This window comes from Dyella sp. SYSU CM1112, assembly GCF_058216415.1.
Genome location: NZ_JBZEGI010000009.1, coordinates 187,027 through 204,932, shown reverse-complemented (window position 1 = coordinate 204,932; position 17,906 = coordinate 187,027). Strand labels below are relative to the sequence as shown.

At 56.7% G+C, this 17,906-nt stretch carries 17 protein-coding genes; 2 read left to right on the top strand and 15 right to left on the bottom strand.

What is annotated here, in order from left to right:
- Positions 1 to 161 precede the first annotated feature (161 nt).
- The 10 genes from AC4HNJ_RS14280 to AC4HNJ_RS14235 form a co-directional block, all read right to left on the bottom strand.
- Positions 162 to 1,262 (bottom strand): NADH:flavin oxidoreductase/NADH oxidase, encoded by a 1,101-nt coding sequence (locus tag AC4HNJ_RS14280; RefSeq protein WP_490480258.1) that lies wholly within the window; start codon positions 1,260 to 1,262, stop codon positions 162 to 164.
- A gap of 161 nt (positions 1,263 to 1,423) precedes the next feature.
- The gene (locus AC4HNJ_RS14275) at positions 1,424 to 2,218 is read right to left on the bottom strand and encodes a nuclear transport factor 2 family protein (protein WP_490480257.1); all 795 of its coding nucleotides are present in this window, start codon (positions 2,216 to 2,218) and stop codon (positions 1,424 to 1,426) included.
- Between the two features lie 226 nt (positions 2,219 to 2,444).
- Entirely contained in the window at positions 2,445 to 3,521 is a 1,077-nt protein-coding gene (locus AC4HNJ_RS14270; RefSeq protein WP_490480256.1) for a hypothetical protein, read from the bottom strand.
- A gap of 390 nt (positions 3,522 to 3,911) precedes the next feature.
- Positions 3,912 to 4,424: a Cif family virulence factor gene (locus tag AC4HNJ_RS14265; protein WP_490480255.1), complete on the bottom strand. Its 513-nt coding sequence runs from the start codon at positions 4,422 to 4,424 to the stop codon at positions 3,912 to 3,914.
- A 345-nt stretch (positions 4,425 to 4,769) separates the two neighbouring features.
- Positions 4,770 to 5,228, bottom strand: coding sequence for a MarR family winged helix-turn-helix transcriptional regulator (locus AC4HNJ_RS14260; protein ID WP_490480254.1), 459 nt, complete (start codon positions 5,226 to 5,228; stop codon positions 4,770 to 4,772).
- 51 nt (positions 5,229 to 5,279) lie between these two features.
- Positions 5,280 to 6,161 carry an NmrA family NAD(P)-binding protein gene (locus tag AC4HNJ_RS14255; RefSeq protein ID WP_490480253.1) on the bottom strand — a complete coding sequence of 294 codons (882 nt, stop codon included), beginning with the start codon at positions 6,159 to 6,161 and terminating at the stop codon, positions 5,280 to 5,282.
- A 218-nt stretch (positions 6,162 to 6,379) separates the two neighbouring features.
- Positions 6,380 to 7,153 carry an IS5 family transposase gene (locus AC4HNJ_RS14250; protein WP_490480252.1) on the bottom strand — a complete coding sequence of 258 codons (774 nt, stop codon included), beginning with the start codon at positions 7,151 to 7,153 and terminating at the stop codon, positions 6,380 to 6,382.
- A 530-nt stretch (positions 7,154 to 7,683) separates the two neighbouring features.
- A complete protein-coding gene (locus AC4HNJ_RS14245; protein WP_490480251.1) occupies positions 7,684 to 8,106 on the bottom strand; it encodes a VOC family protein in 423 nt (140 codons plus the stop codon).
- A gap of 305 nt (positions 8,107 to 8,411) precedes the next feature.
- Entirely contained in the window at positions 8,412 to 9,290 is an 879-nt protein-coding gene (locus AC4HNJ_RS14240) for a hypothetical protein (protein WP_490480250.1), read from the bottom strand.
- Positions 9,291 to 10,158: 868 nt separating this feature from the next.
- Entirely contained in the window at positions 10,159 to 10,863 is a 705-nt protein-coding gene (locus tag AC4HNJ_RS14235) for an alpha/beta hydrolase (protein ID WP_490480249.1), read from the bottom strand.
- A 124-nt stretch (positions 10,864 to 10,987) separates the two neighbouring features.
- On the opposite strand from AC4HNJ_RS14235, the gene AC4HNJ_RS14230 reads away from it, so the two are divergent.
- Positions 10,988 to 11,977: an AraC family transcriptional regulator gene (locus AC4HNJ_RS14230; protein ID WP_490480248.1), complete on the top strand. Its 990-nt coding sequence runs from the start codon at positions 10,988 to 10,990 to the stop codon at positions 11,975 to 11,977.
- Between the two features lie 45 nt (positions 11,978 to 12,022).
- Here AC4HNJ_RS14230 and AC4HNJ_RS14225 read toward each other — a convergent pair whose 3' ends face one another.
- Entirely contained in the window at positions 12,023 to 12,724 is a 702-nt protein-coding gene (locus AC4HNJ_RS14225; RefSeq protein WP_490480247.1) for an NADPH-dependent F420 reductase, read from the bottom strand.
- Positions 12,684 to 13,121, bottom strand: coding sequence for a DoxX family protein (locus AC4HNJ_RS14220; protein ID WP_490480246.1), 438 nt, complete (start codon positions 13,119 to 13,121; stop codon positions 12,684 to 12,686). Before AC4HNJ_RS14220 ends, AC4HNJ_RS14225 begins: the two co-directional genes overlap by 41 nt.
- Positions 13,122 to 13,228: 107 nt before the next feature.
- Here AC4HNJ_RS14220 and AC4HNJ_RS14215 point away from each other — a divergent pair, with 107 nt between their 5' ends.
- Positions 13,229 to 14,158: a LysR family transcriptional regulator gene (locus AC4HNJ_RS14215; protein WP_490480245.1), complete on the top strand. Its 930-nt coding sequence runs from the start codon at positions 13,229 to 13,231 to the stop codon at positions 14,156 to 14,158.
- A 307-nt stretch (positions 14,159 to 14,465) separates the two neighbouring features.
- Here AC4HNJ_RS14215 and AC4HNJ_RS14210 read toward each other — a convergent pair whose 3' ends face one another.
- The 3 genes from AC4HNJ_RS14210 to AC4HNJ_RS14200 form a co-directional block, all read right to left on the bottom strand.
- A complete protein-coding gene (locus tag AC4HNJ_RS14210) occupies positions 14,466 to 15,692 on the bottom strand; it encodes a CaiB/BaiF CoA transferase family protein (RefSeq protein WP_490480244.1) in 1,227 nt (408 codons plus the stop codon).
- Between the two features lie 37 nt (positions 15,693 to 15,729).
- Positions 15,730 to 16,512, bottom strand: coding sequence for an enoyl-CoA hydratase-related protein (locus AC4HNJ_RS14205; protein ID WP_490480243.1), 783 nt, complete (start codon positions 16,510 to 16,512; stop codon positions 15,730 to 15,732).
- A 124-nt stretch (positions 16,513 to 16,636) separates the two neighbouring features.
- Positions 16,637 to 17,857 carry an acyl-CoA dehydrogenase family protein gene (locus AC4HNJ_RS14200; RefSeq protein WP_490480242.1) on the bottom strand — a complete coding sequence of 407 codons (1,221 nt, stop codon included), beginning with the start codon at positions 17,855 to 17,857 and terminating at the stop codon, positions 16,637 to 16,639.
- Positions 17,858 to 17,906: the final 49 nt, after the last annotated feature.

The following is a 17,906-nucleotide window of genomic DNA, read 5'->3' as shown; positions in this document are numbered from 1 at the left end:
GCTCGCCATTGGTTGTGTGGGTGTGACACCGGGTAGCCGAATTCACTGAAAGCAACGATCGTCTGACCACAGTGCATTCCAATTCTGAAGCCGACAATGCGCTCGTCTGAGCCTCGCGTCAGCGCAATAGGCTTGTGAATGGGGCTTCTGACAAGGCGTATTTAAACGAACAGCTTTCGCAGCCGACCGGGTTGGGCGCGAAGATATTGATCAGGCGCTCGGACTTGAGTCCCGAAGTGAGCGGCAGCGTGCCAAGGCCAACGAGGATCGAAGAGCATGGCCCGCGCGAGCGCGACCAGATCGGCATCCCCCGTGCTGAGTATGGATTCGGCCTGCTCGAACTCCGTGATCATGCCGACCGCGACGACTGGGAGCGTCGTCGCTTCCTTCACTGCCCTGGCAAAAGGAACCTGATAGCTGGGGCCGATTGGAATTTGCTGCGTTGGACTGGAACCGCCGCTTGAGACATTGATGGCAGCACAGCCTCTGACCTCCAATGCCTTCGCAAATGTGATGGTGTCCTGGATGGACCACCCACCGTCCACCCAGTCCGTCGCGGACACCCGCATGGTGACGGGGCGATCGTGTGCAAACGCTTCTCGCACGGCATCAAAAACCTCGAGCGGGAAGCGCATTCGGTTCTCAACTGAGCCGCCATATTCGTCGTTCCTACGGTTTGAGAGGGGCGAGAGAAATTGATGGAGTAAATAGCCATGTCCGCCGAGAATCTGTATGAAATCCAGCCCAAGCGCTGAGGCACGTCGTGCTGCGGCCGCAAAGGCATCGCGAATGGTGGCCAAGCCATCACGGTCCAAGGCGATGGGTGGTATTTCATCGCTCGTCACAGCGATCGGGGATGGGCCGTACGTGCTCCAACCATTTGCGTGGTCAGATTGAATCTGCGCGCCACCTTCCCATAGCTTCTGCCGAGATCCCTTTCGGCCAGCATGGTTGAGCTGGATTCCAATCGGTGTATCTGACCATCGCCGAATGCCGCGCAGCACTCGCCCCATGGCGGCCTCGCACTCATCCGAATAGAGCCCTACGTCGGCATAAGTGGTGCGTCCCTCGGGTGTAACGGCCGTCCCCTCAATGGTTAATGCAGCCGCACCCGAAATCGCCAGCTGGCCGAGATGCATCAGGTGCCAATCACCCATCTTTCCGTCTTGGGCCGAGTACTGGGCCATGGGCGCGATCACGATGCGATTGCCTAATGCCAGATTGCCTACGTGTATCGGCGTGAAAAGCATTGGGTGACTCATGACAAATCCTCCTGACGCGGTTTAGCGTCGTGGTCTTTCAGTTCAAACGGCATGGTGCACGTTTCTTTGAAGGCTGGTGGTCTGCTACTGCTTCAAGCGACGCTTCGACGGGCTGCACTGGCGCCACGTCTCATCGTTGCGGCAGCTCGCACGCCGCCGACTCACCGACTCGCAACCTTGGATGGGTAAAGTGGTGAATCAGGAGCACCGATGCGTACCCATGGGCGATCGGTGTTTTCGTTTCTCATGACGAAACCCGTGACGTGTCCGGTCGCATCGCGTTGAAACACGTCCCGTTGGTAGACGTTGTCGGGCTCAAACAGCACGTCGCGTGTTTCAGCCTTCAACACCACAAAGGGTCCACCTGGCTTGCCTCCAAGGATGCCATCGCCCACGCGCCGAATTACGTAGGTACCGCCGATGTTTCGATACGTTCCGACCAGCTCGTCGATCTGGCTTGAGCTAAGCCTTATCGGCGGAGGATTGATACGGATTCGATCGGTATGCACGATCCTAAGCAGCCACTTGCCATCAATGCGTTGCCAGGTTTCCGTCATGAGCAGGTGAGCCTTGCTTGCGTCAACACTGCCCGGTCGTTGCGGTACATCGTCCTGCTGAAAGACCTGCGCAGTGTCGCCGATGATCTTGACCTCGTAGTGGCGGATGATGAGGGGCAGAAGGCCGTCATCTTTCAGTTCGCGCAAGAACTCATCGCGCCGGGCGACTTGTCCCTCTTCGACATACATGAAATCGGAGGTAGTCAGCCTCGCCCATGTCGACCGATCACCACGATGAATCGCGGTAAGCAGCAGCTTATCATTGGCGTACAGCATGTTCCTGACATCGGCAGGCGTATTGCTGGCTTGGGCGAATGCGTTGGTGAAATGGATGCTCCCCATTAGAAGGGCAATGGCCGCAGCGAGAGGGCGCGTTGTTGCGGCGTTTAATATTTTCATCGATGTATTCCTCGGTCTGATGCGCAATCGAAACCGCTAGCGAGGCATAGCTATTTCGAGAAGACGATTCTTTGTTCCAGCCACCCATTCCAGGGCCGGACGTGATAAGCAATAGCGAGTTTCGAGTCGACCTGCGACGATGTGGCGCCCCGACGGAATGCTCTCTGACTCCTTCGAATTGCGTCATAGCCGTGCGCGTGAGATCCCATGCTTCACAAAAGAAGCCTTAGTCGCCGATATTGAGCCCGCTAGGATCATCTATATGGAAACGGAAGCCATAGCCGTAGTGATCGGCCATATCCGGCGAGTTGCTGCGTAAAGCCACCACGATTTGATTGTCACCTTTCTTCAAGGGGAGCTCGAAATGGCCATTTTCCAGGCCTAAGCGTCCGTCCGGCTGTTTGCGCTCGCTGGGCGTGTTGTAGAGGTTTTCCCCACTGAAGACGGGCTGCCCATTCACGAATACCGTGACCATGCGAAGGTAACCCAGCGAAATCTGCTTCACCTGGCTGCGCTCGGAATACAGAGTGGTTTTCAACCATGTATAGCGCGGCACTTTGCGGTCGCTGGTAGGGTCCACGCGGCGCGCCAAGTTCACCAGCCCCAAGCGCTCGGCCTGAATAGGCAACCAGGCCGAGCGCGCGTCCGGCAGGTCGCTAAAGGTTACTGGCTCGGCATGTGCCACCAGCGGATAAGGTCCCGACGTTCGCCAGTGGCGCAGGTAGCCACGGTCGTTTGCGGTAGGATCGGGCAGTGGCTTGGGCGACAGACCGTTGGTATTACCTGGCGTGACCATCACATTGGTAAAGATAGCCGGTCCTTGCAGCTCGACGCTGCCGGCGCCACCCTCACCCTCCAGGTCTCCAACCACAAGCGCTGGCTGTGCCATCCGATTGATGTAGACGTCCATGCGACGGCCTGAGATCACTAGCTTGACGTGGTTCCACTCGTTGTCATGGAACGGCGCCGAGTACTGATATTCGTAATTGCTGTCCCACAGCATGCGACCACGGATTATCGGTGCATATTGCAAACAGTCTATGGCTACTACACAGTCCGGTTCGGGGCGAATGTAGAATTCTTCGGCAGTGCTTGCGTCGTGCACTCGAAAGCGCACTGTCGGCCATTCATCATTAATAGGCTTCACGTCGAATTCAATGGTGCCGTTTTCGAATGCCACCCCATCGAGTCGTGCCTGGGGCTCCTCATGCCCCTTGCTTGCTTTCATGACCATCAGGCCATTCGGGAACCCTTCTTTCTGTTTGAAGCTGACATCACCCGTCACTTGCCACCGTGCCGCCATCGGCAAGGATGCGGACGAGCTGGAACTAATTGAACCAGCGTTCATTGTGGCAGCGCGTACCGAGCCCGAATCTCCCGGGGTCGCTGATACTACGGTGCCAACCGTCAGGCCCAAGTACAGTGCTGCGCTGCGGACCCATGTCCATGCCTTACTTCTGTTCATCGTCACCTACCTCACACCAAGCCAAGAACCTGACTGATTCACGCCAAACTGTGGACGCTGAACTCCGGATCCCGTAGAGAGATGTTGCAAGATTGATCAACCATGTTGCGAACTGGACAGTCCAGTACCAGGCATCGGGAATGCCCCTCGTGCCTGGAACCCGGTTACAGAGAATTCTGTACACGCTATGAGTTTTGTTCCGAAGCGCGGCCGACAAACTTCCAGGCGTCAGGTGCCTGCCGGGTTCGACGAGTAGATGATCGTGGCAATACGCCACCCATGCTCACCCTTCACCAATTGCCAGGTTTCGCTGCCGCGATTTTTGGGTTTTCCGTCGATCAAGAAAACGTAATCAAAATAAACCGAGGCAATTGTGCCATCGCTTTGGATACGAACATGCTGGTGCTCAGGATCCATGTGCTTGGTCGATTGCGAGACAATTCTGGCGAAGTCCTGGTAGTTACCCACCTTGATTTTCGGGATGCCGGGCTTGGATGCGCGCAACTGCGCGAACGCCTTGTCCGAAAGAACATTCAGCCAGGTGCTTCCCTGAGGAATGAACAGACTCGCCAGCCGAGCACCGTCATGCGTCACAATCGCTTCATGGTATGCAGACATGACGTGCTTCACGTCCACCGTGTCTTTGGTGAGTTGATCGGGTGGTGGTGTGCGCGACTGCGCCATTGCCCCCAAAGGCAAAATCATCAATGCGGTGGAAAAGCATATCGAGGCACGATTCATTGAGGTAATTCTCGTCGTGAGGAGCGACCATTAGATCACCCGCATTGCATAGCGGGGCGGTGGAACTTCAGAGATTCGTTGAAACGTGATCTTTGTGCGACGAACCGTTGATTGGTGATTAGCGATCGACGGTTGGCGCCGGATAGCCGCCACTGGTGTGGCTCTCGAAAAGTGCGTGCCGTAACGACGCGACGCATCACCCCGACAGTGTGTCCGGCCTTGGTGGCAAGGCCGCCGATCGTTGCGGCCATGCTGCCTGATCCGATGATGCTGATAACCACCGCGTAGGCTCGGTCAGCTTTCTGCGGACACCATCTTCATATCAAGTCTTGCCGGGTTCCTCAGTTACTCAGACGATTGTGTTGCCGCTTTTCCAGCCTTCATCTTTGAAAAACTACGGCGTAGCGCTGTTACATTGGTCGTCCCATTCATCTCGCTGAAGTGACGCTGCGCTTCAAGCCAAAGCGGAGCCGCGCGTTTGAAAAGGGCTTTTCCCTCCGAGGTAAGTTCGACAATGCGGCTACGGCCATCCGTGGGCGAAGGACGAACCCGAACAAAGCCGTCCCGCTCCAAAAAGCCAACCATTTTTCCCATTGCGGTTCGCTCGACGTCGAGGCGCTCGGCGAGGCCGTTTACCGTCACGTTCTGCTGCTCGTTCAATGTCGCCAGAAGCAGGAACTGCGTAATGCGCAACCCCGTTGGCTGGAGGTGCGCATCATAAAGGCGTGAGATTTGCCGGGCGGCCTTTCTCGCGGCGAAGCAGTTGCATTGATCGACCCCAATAGGTGCATTGTCCGGCAACATCTCACGTTCTCCTCAATCTTCGTAAACGGCCTAAGTGCCAGCAAGATTTTTTCAAGCAAAAGCATCGCGATATTTTGCAATGAACGCTGGAACCGAAAGCGCCGGTGTTCCGGTAATCGCTTCGACCGCATCATTGGTGCCCTGGAAGATGCCCTCTCGATAGTTCTGCGCAACTTCCACAAGATGCTGTACCAGAAATGGCGGGAATTTGTACAAGTTTTCCATCTTCTGCTTGAACGCTTCTATCGACGTCGGTGCATAGTCGATCTTTGCGCCGAGTACCTCGCTCATGGCGTCGGCGATCTCGGTGTGATTCATCTCGACGGGACCGTGTAGGGTGTAAGTCTTCCCTTCGTGGCCGTTTGGATTGGCCAGAATATGCGCAATGACCCGCCCCTGATCGTCCGAGCTGATCGGAGCGTGACGTCCGTTCTCGAAGGGAAACGGGATCTTCTTCTCGGCCCAGATTTCCTTGGCGAAGTGCGGATAAACGAGCCAATCAGCAAAAAAGGTGGGACGCAGATGCGTTGTCGCCACACCGGACCAGTCGAAGACTCGCTCGGAAACCCAATGGTCTTGCGCGGCATGGCTGGCCGACTCTCGCCGTGCTGAAATCTGCGACATGTTGACAATAGCAGTGACGCCCGCCTCCTTCGCAGCCTGTGCGAAATACGCGGCGGCGCTGATGATCCCCGGCGCAATGGGGTATAGAAAATACGCGGAGCTGACGCCCTCCATCGCCGCCCGAATGCGGTCGATATCGGTGAAATCACCCACGGCGATATCCACCCCGCGCGCCCGCAGAGCCGCTGCCCGGTCGTCGTCCGACCGCACGTAGGCCCGCACACGCTTGCCCATTTTGAGCAGCTCGTCGACGGCTGCACCGCCGGTACGCCCGGTCGCCCCGGTTACAAGAATGGTTGCTTCACTCATGGCTTTGGTCCTCGATCAATTAAGAGCATATGCCCTCAATTGCAAATATATGAGCATATACTCTTAATTGCAAGTGAGTAGGCCGAGGAATGGCTGCGGAGGCCCCTTGTGGTCCTGAACCACGCTTTGTGAACTCGACGAGTTAAAGGCGATAACGCACACTCATCGTCATGTGGGCGATCGTATGGCCATTGCTAGATGGATAACTAGAACCTATCTCAAAATTGCCTGAGCAATAGGATAATCGCTGAAACCTGCACAAAACCGAGGAAATTCTCCGGGTGGAACTCCCAGCGATTCAGTAACCGGCGCTTGTGCTTGATCCACGCGAAGAACCGCTCCACGATCCAGCGTCGTTTGTATCGGCGAAGCTCGCGGCCGTCTTGTGTCTTAGGCTTCTTCCGGTTCTTGCGATGCGGCGACACCAACTTGATGCCTTTGCCGCGCAGATCGTCATCCAGATCATCGCTATCGTAGGCACGGTCGCCGATCAGGACATCCGGCATCGCCTCGATCATGTAGAAGTCGAAACTCAATTGCACCAGTTTCACTTCATGATGGTTCGCCGCGTGCGTGCTCACCGACAAGGGTAGGCCTGCGCGGTCCACAATTGCCATGATTTTCACGCCTTTTCCGCACTTCGTGTTGCCGATGTCCAAGCCGCCGCCGCGCCCGTTGGCAAAGGTCGCGTCGATGTAGCACTCCGTGATGTCCAGCCGATCCTGCTCACGCAACTCATTGGCAAGATCGATCAGGATGGTGCGCAAGATCTCTTGCTTCGCCCATGTCTGAAAACGGCGGTGTACCGTCTTATAGTTCGGATACGACTGCGGAAGCATCTTCCACTGGGCACCCGTATTGAGGATCCACATCACCGCATCGAGCACTTGCCGTGTTGGCACGGGCTTGCGGCCCGGTCGACCGTCCGAGATGTTTTCTTCCGGGAAGTGGGGTTTGATCCGCTCCCAGTGCGCGTCTGAAATCTTCAGCATCTGCCTATTTTACAGGCCTATCGTACTACTTTCCGATTTTGAGATAGGTTCTAAGCACTTCCGCAGTACATCTGCAGACTTCTTGCCCAGGCTTCCGGCGTTTCGCAGGCTTAGGTGCGGCGGTTCTTTCCTATGCACACATTGGCGCGAAGCTATGCTCGGATAAGCTGGCCTTGCGCGCACTACAAGTTGCATCAGATCAATAAATTAGCCATCTGCCATTGGAGTGCGGTAAACAACTTTCTTCCAGGTCACAACTTTAGATCCTTGCGGGAAAATCGTGCCGTTCAATCACAACTTTTTTGCTTCCGCTTGCAAGCATCGCATTGACCTTGTGCCGTATTTGAATGTCACGACATTGAGCAATGTGACTTTCGCACCTAGGTTTGACCACAAGCGGTAGATGAATTGCACCAGTCCGGCATCTAGGTTTGCTCCCTTGGCCGGCCTAAAAATAGGGTGCAGATCTAGATGTCGTTCTGGCCCCTTGTGCAATCCTTCATGACACGCAAAACCGCTTCTTATGGCGCTCAGCTGAGCTCCTGGGCGAGTCCGATGAGAAGCCCTTCAGGCCCGCGAATGTAGCAGAGCCGATATGCGTCTTTATAACGTACTACCTCGCCTACGAGCTGCGCACTGTGCTCGCGGAGCTTCTTGAGCGTCTCGTCGATGTCGTCCACGGTGAACATGACGCGCAGATAGCCCAAAGCGTTCACCGGGGCGTTCCGGTGATCCGCGACGGTGGGCGGCGTGAGAAAGCGAGAGAGCTCGAGCCGTCCATGACCGTCGGGGGTGCGCATCATGGCAATCTCGACGCGTTGATCGCCCAATCCGGTGACACGCCCGGCCCATTCTCCTTCGATCGTGGCCCGCCCTTCGAGCTCAAGGCCGACCTCGCGAAAGAAATCAATCGACGCAGCGAGGTCGGCGACGACGATTCCTACGTTGTCCATCCGTTTAAGCCCCATGTTTGAAAGCTACAAGATGTCGTCTGGTCTGACAACGGAGCGTGGGCATCCTTAGAAGATGTTTCACTTTGAACGCGACAGGCGTACCGAGGCAATCGCCAGCATTTGCACTGCTGGTCGCTGCACTTTGCTTCTCTGTACACAAGCAATAGGTGACAGTTGTTCCTAGATAGGTTCGGCCACAAGCTTTGCTGCCCTACTCGCGATAACACGAGCTAGTCGCCCTGCCCTGATGCTGGCTACGGGTCGGAAGCGGGAGCCTCACTCTTGCATTCCGAACTTTCGGGTTATCAATGCAAATCGGAGCTTGCCCGCGCCTCCGCCGCAGCACGCTTGGGAGTATCGGCCGGACACCAGCTCTTGAGGCGCTTGCCAGCCCGATAGAGATCGATGCACTCGCGCATTTGAGCTTGGAAAATAATTTCAGGCGTATTGACCGGACAGCCTTGCGACAGGCCCTTGCCTTGGCCGTACTCATCGATGCAGGTTGAAAGCGGTACCGACTTGGCTGGCGTGCCACCTCCAGCCAACGGCGGTGGCGGCAGATTGAGGCGCTCGTCGGTGTCCTTCGGGTCAGGCGGGATCGGCGGCGCGCCGCATAGCAGGTTAGTCGCCGTGTTGCGATTTTCCGGATCGCACATGGTCTTGGCTATTTCCTTGATCACATCGTCGATATGCCTGCCCACCGCACCGCCAAGGGTTTCGTTCGGCGGTGGGAAATACTTATTGAAACGCGTCGGCTGGTAATGCGTGAAGTCGGTGTGCTCCATGATCTGGCGGTCGTCCTTCGGCTTGCTGGCCTTTACTTCGGATGGTGTATTGGCCGAGTACTGGATGTGTTCGGGCGGCAGGCGAACCGAGCCGCTGGCGGAAAATAATTGGCTGGCTTCCAGTTTGTTGCCAGATGGGGTCGGTGTTGGCGTTGGTTTTGTGACCGGCGCGTCGATTACCTCCTTGTGCTGCTTTTCAGTTGATTTGAATTTCGCCGGTGTTGCCGGTGCTAGCGTCACCATGACGGGTATCGCAGGCGGCGGCGATTGTTTCGATGGCGTTGCCACATCGATCAAACGCACGCGCAGCGGTTGCTCCCGCTCCCCCGAGGGTGGTTGCATCGCGTTCCATAGCATCAAGGCAAATAGCGCGTGTAGGGCCAGCACTACGACCAGCACCAGCCCTCTCCTCCGCGGATTCAAGGACTGTGTGGACCACGGCGCATGATTTTTGTACCTGGCAATCTTGCGACGCGCGGCGTCCTGCGCATGTATTTGATCGCGATTATGTCTGGAAGCTTCGATAGCCCCGCCTCATTCAAGCTGATTGCTCGCGCAACACTTACGCCAATACCCGTTACGGGTGTTGCACGTCGACCCGATAGACCTGCCGCGTTGACCGAGGTTCCTCGAATAAACGGCCGTAACGAAAACAGCGCTCATCAGGCTAAGTTTAATGCGCCACTCGTGGGGCCGTTCGTTTTAATTTGCGATCGCATGCTTTCCTTGTTTAAGTGCCTTGATAAGATGCTCATAAACAAACGTGCCTCTAAAATCTGTGGATCGATAGCTTGGGCTTGCTTCTTCTCGTCACGCAATGGCAATTATGGGTCGGAAGCAGCGCCACCTACCCTCGACAACTCGCTCTAATCACCAATCTTATGAGCTTGCACTCCCAAAGAGCGCTCAGGCTCGTGAACGAGACTCGATCAAAGCCCGCTGCATGGGAAGGCAAACGGTGCTTAAATCATAACGATCGATGATTGTCTGGCGAGCTCGCATCACGTTGATGCTGCATTCGCGTTGGGTCTTCGCAAACACGCTGGATCGTGTCGGCAATGTTTTGTGGCGAGAAAAATCCCAAGGCATGGTTGATCGTTCTGCTCATGGGCATCTACTCCACCGTACTAGCTACTGCCCATGTCAAAGGCGGACCATGCATGTCTGCTCTGGATGAAAGCGAACATTGCAATCTGATTGAACCGAAAGTGACTTTGCAAGACAAAGGGCCGACGAGGTCGGCCCTTTGATTGCAGCAGGATCCACGTTACTTACTGATGGCTGTTGCCGCCTGCTCGATCCATTGGGCTACCGCATGCGGGTTGGATACGTAGACGGCGTGACTGCCTGCGACTTCCTTAATAGTGGCGCCAGCGCGTTGGGCCATGTTGCGCTGTGCGGGTGGGGGGATCATATGATCGTCGCCAGCGACCAGATACCAGCTTGGCTTCAATTTCCACGCCGGCGTAGTCACCGCGCCTTGCAGGGCAGCGAGCCCCCATGGCACCTGCGAGTCGGCCATGAAGCCGGCGGTCTGTGCGTCGACGTCTGCGGCGAAGCTGGCCTGGAACTTCTCTTTGTCCAGCAGAAGAAATCCTTCCTGGGGCGGCAGAATCGGGGGGACCGGTGCGCCTGGCGGCGGGTTCGCGATCAACGACGACACGGACTCGCCGGCATCCGGGGCAAACGCGGTGATATAGACGAGCCCGGCTACTTTCGGATCGTTGCCCGCTTCCGTCACTACCACGCCACCGTAGGAGTGACCGACCAATATGACGGGCGACTTCTGCGCTGCAATCGCGCGCTTCGTAAATGCCACATCGTCGGCCAACGAGGTGGTTGGATTCTGCACCACGGTCACGTCGTAACCGTCCTTTTTGAGCTGCTTGTAGACGCCCTGCCAGCCTGAGCCGTCGACAAAACCGCCGTGAATGAGAACGATGGACGCCAGTGCTTTTGCTGAAGTGTTCATGGAAGCCTCCTGTCTGGGATGACGCTCTGGTGAGAGCGGATGGACACAGGTTGCTCGCGCGGCCTCGTCGCCAATATCCGTTTTTCGAAGTACTATCCAATTTCCGCAACGACTTGATCGGTTGATGGAGAAGCCTCCCGTAACGCATCTCCAGACTGAGGACCTCGAAGAGGTTCAATCCCTCGTCGCTGGCATCTATTGCGCACACTCAGTTAGGGCCTTGGGCGGTGTCCGCGCGGATGTCGCTGGACTGGACGTGATCCGGCGCGCACCGCAGCCAGTTGTCCAGTTGCACTATGGGCGCTCGGTCCGGATTGATGCGGGAACCTTCCCGCAACTCATGCTGATGCAAACGTGTCTCGATGGCAGCGGCACCGTGGAACAAGGATCGCTCGGTGCCAAACTGCGACGTGGCCAGACCGTTCCCTTGTCGCCGGGACTGGCAACCCGGCTCGCATTCGACAGCCATTTTGCGCAGCAGTCGGTCCGACTCGACATCGAACGCGTTGAAGCGCTGTGCAGCACCTGGTTGAACGTACCTGCGCTCGATCGCCCGCTGCGGTTCGACTTGAATCCTTTCTCTGCACAGCTAGAGCAAGCCTGGGGCCAAGCCGTTAGTCTGATCGTGAACTACGCGCGCAATGGCATTCTGCTTCCGCCCTCGGCGGTCGCAAACCTGGACGAGTTTCTCATCTCGCTAGTACTTTCCCAACATCCGCACAATTACAGCGACGACCTACGCCGCCCGCAAAAAGGGCTTCCACCGCGGCTGGTTCGTGAGGCCGAACGTTTGATGCGCGACAGCGAGCCCAATCAGACGCCGAGCAAGATTGCAGCGGAGCTTGGCGTCAGCCTGCGCACCTTGGAGCTGGGATTTCGCGCTGTGCATGATTGCTCACCGAGCGAATTTCTGAGAAGGGTGCGCATGGGCAAGGCGCGTGAAACCTTGCTCGCGCCGAATACAACCACGTCGGTGACGGAGGTCGCGCTCGCCAACGGATTTCTACACCTCGCAAGATTCAGCGCTTATTACCGGAAAATATTCGGTGAATTGCCGGTTCAAACCCTGCGTCGTAGTCAGCCTAGGGGTGGGTTGGTTATCGCGGCTGAGTGAGCGCTCAAAAGCGCCATCCATCCTTCATGGGTCACGTCAAATTGCTCATGACTCCGGCGTGCTGGCGGGATGGATATGGATAAGGCTGTGCATCGTCAGCGGGCCGCCGAACTGTTGCAGCAAACCGCCTTCTTCAAGATGCCCGAGGATGATGGGACTGAAGCCAAGCAACGTAACGAGCGATGCGATCTGTTCGTTGGCACCGGCATGGTTGCCTGAGACGAAGATCGTGCGACGGCCTTCGCTCCGGCGCGGCTCATCCGCGAGCACCGCGGCTGGTAGCGTGTTGAACGCTTTGACGATCTGGGCTCCCTTGAACTGCGCCGCAACCACGTGACTGGAAGGCTGCCCACCAAGATCCAGCGGCTTGAAGGCGGGAAACTCGATGGCGTTGGTGGCATCCACCACAATCTTGCCGGACCAGTCGCTGCCTAACTTGGCGACCTCCCCCACCGCCCCGAACGGGACGGCGAGGATGATCACGTCAGCATCCAGTGCGTCAGTGATTTCGATAGCGCTTACGGTAGGCGCAAAGGCTTGCAATGCATCCTTCAGCGAGGCCGGTCCGCGGCGATTGGTCATCGCAGCCTTGATCTTGCTGCGAGCAAACTGTTTGGCGAGGGCGCCGCCGATGGCGCCCGATCCGATGATGGCGTAACTCATAAGATGTCTCCTGACGGACTGTCGATGGCACGGATGCAAAGGTTCAGTGCGACGCGCCGTCGAGGCTGATCCGGCCTGCGCCATGGACGGTCAACAGCAAAAACCCGCCGGCAATCGATACGTTCTTGAGGAACATGATCATCTGAATCTGATCAGCGAAGTGAGTGTGGAACACCAGCGCTGTCAGCAGTGCATATCCAGCAAGCAGGAATGCCGTTATGCGTGTTTTCCAACCTAAGACGATGGCCAGGCCGCCGAGAAGCTCTGTGGCAATCACCACTGGAAGCAAACCGCCAGGAACGCCCATGGCCGACATATAGGCGATGGTGGCGGCGTACGCGCCGATCTTGCTCAAGCCCGAGAGGACGAACAAGGATGACAGAAGAATGCGACCGCCGAGTTCGGCCGTGTCGCGAAGCGTGATGCTGGACGATGTGGTGGTCGTGCTGGTTTTCGTGGAAACAAGCGTTGAAGCGTTCATGGCGATCTCCAAGGGTGGGTGGGACGGTGTGGCCATACTAAGAATCCCGAATTGGCGGATAAATAGACTTTTATGGCAATATTTATCCCGATAAACAGGACAATCCCATGGATCGATTCCTCTCAATGCAGGCATTCTCGAAAGTGGTCGAAGCCGGCAGCTTCGTGCGCGGTGCCGAAAAGCTCGGCGTGTCGACAACCTCGGTGTCGCGGATGATCGCCGAGCTCGAAGAACATCTCGGCACACGCCTGCTGCAACGTACGACCCGGCGGCTTCATCTCACCGATGCCGGCCACCGTTTCATCGAACGCACGACGCAACTGCTTGCCGATCTGCACGAAGCGGAAGCGGAGGTCGGTTCGGCAACGACCATACCGCGAGGGCGATTGCGTATCAGCGTGCCGCTTACGTTTGGCGTTCATCACCTGGCTGAACTGTTTCCCCGCTACCGCAAGAGGTACCCCGAGGTGGAATTGGAGGTCCATGCGACGGATCGGCGTGTCGACTTGATCGAAGAAGGCTTCGATCTCGCCCTGCGCTTGTCGCTGGAGATTCCACCCACCTATGTGGCACGTCCGCTGACCGTAGTGAGGCTGGTGGTTTGCGCGGCGCCGAAATATCTCAAACGCCACGGAACACCACGCACGCCGCGGGATCTGGCAAAACACAATTGCCTGACGTTACCGAGCGGAGGGTTCGAGGACCGCTGGCCCCTAGAGGGTGAGGATGCCGTCGTTACCGTTCGCGTTCACGGCGACTTTCGCGCCGACAGTGGCGATCTATTGCGGAGTGCCGCGCTTGCAGCACAAGGGATCATCATGCTGCCTACATTCATCGTCGGCGACGATCTTGCGCGCGGCGACCTGGTACCGTTATTGCCGAATTGGCGGCCACCGCATACCGACGCGGTGATCATTTACCCGACTCGCCGATTCGTGTCCGCCAAGGTCCAAACGTTCACGGAGTTCCTGCAGCAGGAATTCGCCGGTGATCCACCCTGGGATCATTGGATGGCTGCCCGACATCGCCGAGGTTAACCGGCCGACTATGCAAGCCTGAGGACTTTGCCATGACAAGCATTCCTCCGCGTCAAAAATTCCCGGCTGGTCGTGCCTCTCTGCAAGATGACGTTACTTAGAACAGGTGCGAGCGCACCGATAGCAGAGCCCGTGAGTGCAGACAATGCGCCAATCAATGCTGTTTCCATAAGCGCTCGTTCGAGGTTGGGATCGAAATGACGTAGGGACGCTTATTCATCCCATTAACCATTGCCACGACAAATAACTGGCACCCAGAAAACCCGGGTGCCATCGGCCTTCAAGATCACGTGGTCTTTTTATAGTACTAGCCCGCACGCACCTTCGTTGCCGGAATGGCCCCACTTGTGCGCAACTCTTCTATTTCGGTTGCGCCGAATCCCAACTGCTGAAGAATCTCGTCGTTGTGCTCACCAATTGTCGGAGCGCGCTTGGCGGACACCTTGTCAACACCATGCACTTGAAGTGGGCTACTAATGGTGGACGTCAACTTTCCGCCCGCACCATCAAGCGGAACGACGATGTTATTTGCCCTCAGCTGTGGGTCGTTGATGACTTCCCGTGGATCGCGTACCGCACCGAACGTTACGTGAATACCCTGGAATACTTTGTACCAATATTCCATCGGCTGTGTGTCGAATACTTCATCAAGGATGGCACTGAGCTGCGGCATGTTCTCCATCATTTTCTCGGGAACAGAAAATCTCGGGTCGGTCAGGAGGTCTGAGCGCCCAATCGCCGTTGCCACAGCCGCCAATTTGTCGGATGTGACGACAAGGACGAACCATGTATTGTCGGCAGCGCGATATACGTTCATCGCTGCATTCGCGGGATTCTTGCGATCGTGCAAACCAAAGAATTTAGCATCGCACAGCGCCGCCTGGATGGAGACGCTCGCAGACCATACACCGCCTGCCAGTAGCGAGGTGGTGACGTGCGCGCCCTTCCCCGTTCGCTCTCGACGATACAGGGCGGTAACAATCGCCGAATAGAGGCTGACTGCGGTTGCATTGTCACCGCTGCCCGCCACCGGCCAAGTGGGGGGTGCACCCGCATCGCGCGTCATCGATAGCAGCCCGCTACGCGCCCAGTAAGAGGTAATGTCAAAGCCGGGAAGGTCCGCATCAGGCCCCTTTTCGCCGAAGCCTGTGAGGTCTGCATAGATCAAGCGCGAATTCCATTGAACAACATCTTGATATTCCAGCTTGAGTCGTGCGCGCGCTGGATGCGGTGTATTGACGATAAGAACATCGGCCCATTTGACGAGCTTCTCGAGCACCTGTTGTGCTTTCGGAGATTTCAGATCAAGTGCCATGCCCCGCTTATTGCGATTGGCCAGGTGCCAGGGGTATGCGTCCTCTGCGATCGGTTGTGGTGGAACGTTGTGTGCATGCCGCCACAGCTCGCCGCTCGGTGGTTCCACCTTGATGACGTCGGCGCCGAAGTCAGACAAGATCACTGCAGCGCTCGGTCCAGCAATGAAGCTCGCCAAATCGACGACTTTCAGCCCAGAAAAAATGTTCTCGCTTGCCATGTTTGTTCTCTTTGATTCGCAGTAGGCGGCCGTTACGTCAGCGACCCCGAAATTGGGGCGCGCGCTTTTCGAGGAAGGCGGAAGTGCCCTCCTTCTTGTCTTCGCTGGCAGCACAAATGCCGAAATAGGACGCTTCCAGTGCCAGACCTGCGCTTTGGCTGCTGTCCAGACCTTTGTTTGCCGCATCCAGGGAAAACTTCACGGCGATCGGTGCGTTCGCAGCGATCTGTTTCAGGATGGTCTCGGCACGGTCGATTAAGTTGTCGATCGGAACAACTTCGTTAACGAGGCCAATGCGGTAGGCCTCCTGCGCAGAAATCGTTTCGCCGGTGAGAATCAGTTGCAGTGCACGCCCTTTCCCAACCAGCCGCGGCAAACGTTGTGTTCCACCACCGCCAGGCAGCAGACCTAACTTCACTTCGGGCTGCCCAAAGCGGGCCTGTTCAACGGCAATCCGCATCGTGCAAGCCATGGCTGTCTCGCAGCCACCGCCCAGCGCAAACCCATTGATGGCGGCGATCACCGGCTTACCCAAGTTCTCGATGAGATCGAGCACGCCCTGCCCCAATCGGCTGGACTCCTCGGCTTGATAAGCGTCCAAGTGCGCAAGTTCACTGATGTCAGCACCGGCGATGAACGCCTTGTCTCCGGCACCAGTTAGGATGACGCCGCGCACAGAAGCGTCTGCCTTAGCATCCTCGAACGCTGTCCTCAAGTCGTTCCATGTCGACGTATTCAGTGCGTTGAGCACTTTTGGCCGATCAACCATGACATAGGCTATGGAGCCTTTCTTTTCGTATTTGACGTTCGCAAGCGCCAAGGTCACGTTCGTTGACACATCGGACGCCGCTGCTGGCGACGATGTAGATGATTCGGTCCCGGAAACCATCTTCACTACTCCTAGGTGAAATCCGCCAATGCCAACGCATCGACATACTGTGATGTCACACAAAGGCCCCGTGACCGGTGATCGCTTTTCCAACGATCAGGTTTTGCATCTGATAAGTACCCTCGTAGGAATAGAGGGCCTCCGCATCGGCAAAGAAACGGCCGACGTTGTAGTCCGCCAAAATGCCATTGCCTCCCAAAAGCTCGCGTCCCCACGCGACGGTTTCACGTGATTTGGCCGTGCAAAATGCCTTCGCGAGTGCCGCTTGATGATCGGTAAGCGTCCCTTCGTCATCGAGCTGTGCAAGCCGGAGCATTAAGCATTGGCATGCAGTGAGGTTCGCGAGCATCTTCGCAAGAACGTCCTGGACCAACTGAAACGAAGCAATCGGCTTTCCAAACTGCGATCGTTCCTGCGTGTATTTAAGTGTTGCCTCGTATGCACCCATCTGGATGCCAGTAGAAGCCCAGCCCACCATGTATCGCGTCATTCGCAGCACACGTGCCGTATCCCGGAACGAGTTACCGCCCTGCAGGCGATTCGCTTCGGGCACTCGCACATCTTTCAGAGTGATCTGACCGTTCTGGACCACCTTAAGCGCGATCTTGTGCTCCATCTTCTCGACGCTAAACCCGGGCGTGATCTTGTTTTCGACGATAAAGCCTTTGACTTGATTGTCATCAAGGTCTCGCGCCCAGATGATCGAGATGTCGCACCACGGCGAATTGCCGATCCAGCGCTTTTGGCCATTGAGGATCCAGCTATTCCCTTCACGCTTTGCAGTCGTCGTCAGACCACCGCTCGTCCCGGAACCCACCAATGGCTCGGTGAGGCCGAAGCATCCGATCTTGTCAAAGCGTGCCATCTGCGGCAGCCACTTCTGTCGTTGTTCTTCGGAGCCATCGAGGAAAATGGAGCCCATGGCCAGGCCGCTATGCACACCGAAGAAGGTACAGATCGATGCGTCGACGCGTGCCATCTCCATCGTGACGAAGCCGAATAGCTTCTGGCTGCCGCCAGCGCAACCATAACCTTCGTAACCAAGACCGCCTATGCCGAGCTCCTTGAACGAAGGAAGCAGTTCAAACGGAAACGCGTCATCCGACCAGTACTTATTGATGATAGGTTGGACGTGGGCCTCCATGAACGTCCTTACCTTTGTCACGGTAGCTTTCTCTTCAGGCGTAAGAAGATCGGCCAGTTGGTAAAAATCACCGTTCGGCATGGGTGCACGCTTTGATTCAGCGGCCTTGTTCGTTGCGCTTGCATCGGACATTTAGGAGTTTCCTTCCTCCAGCTTTTGAGCGGGAGAATTTAAATATATT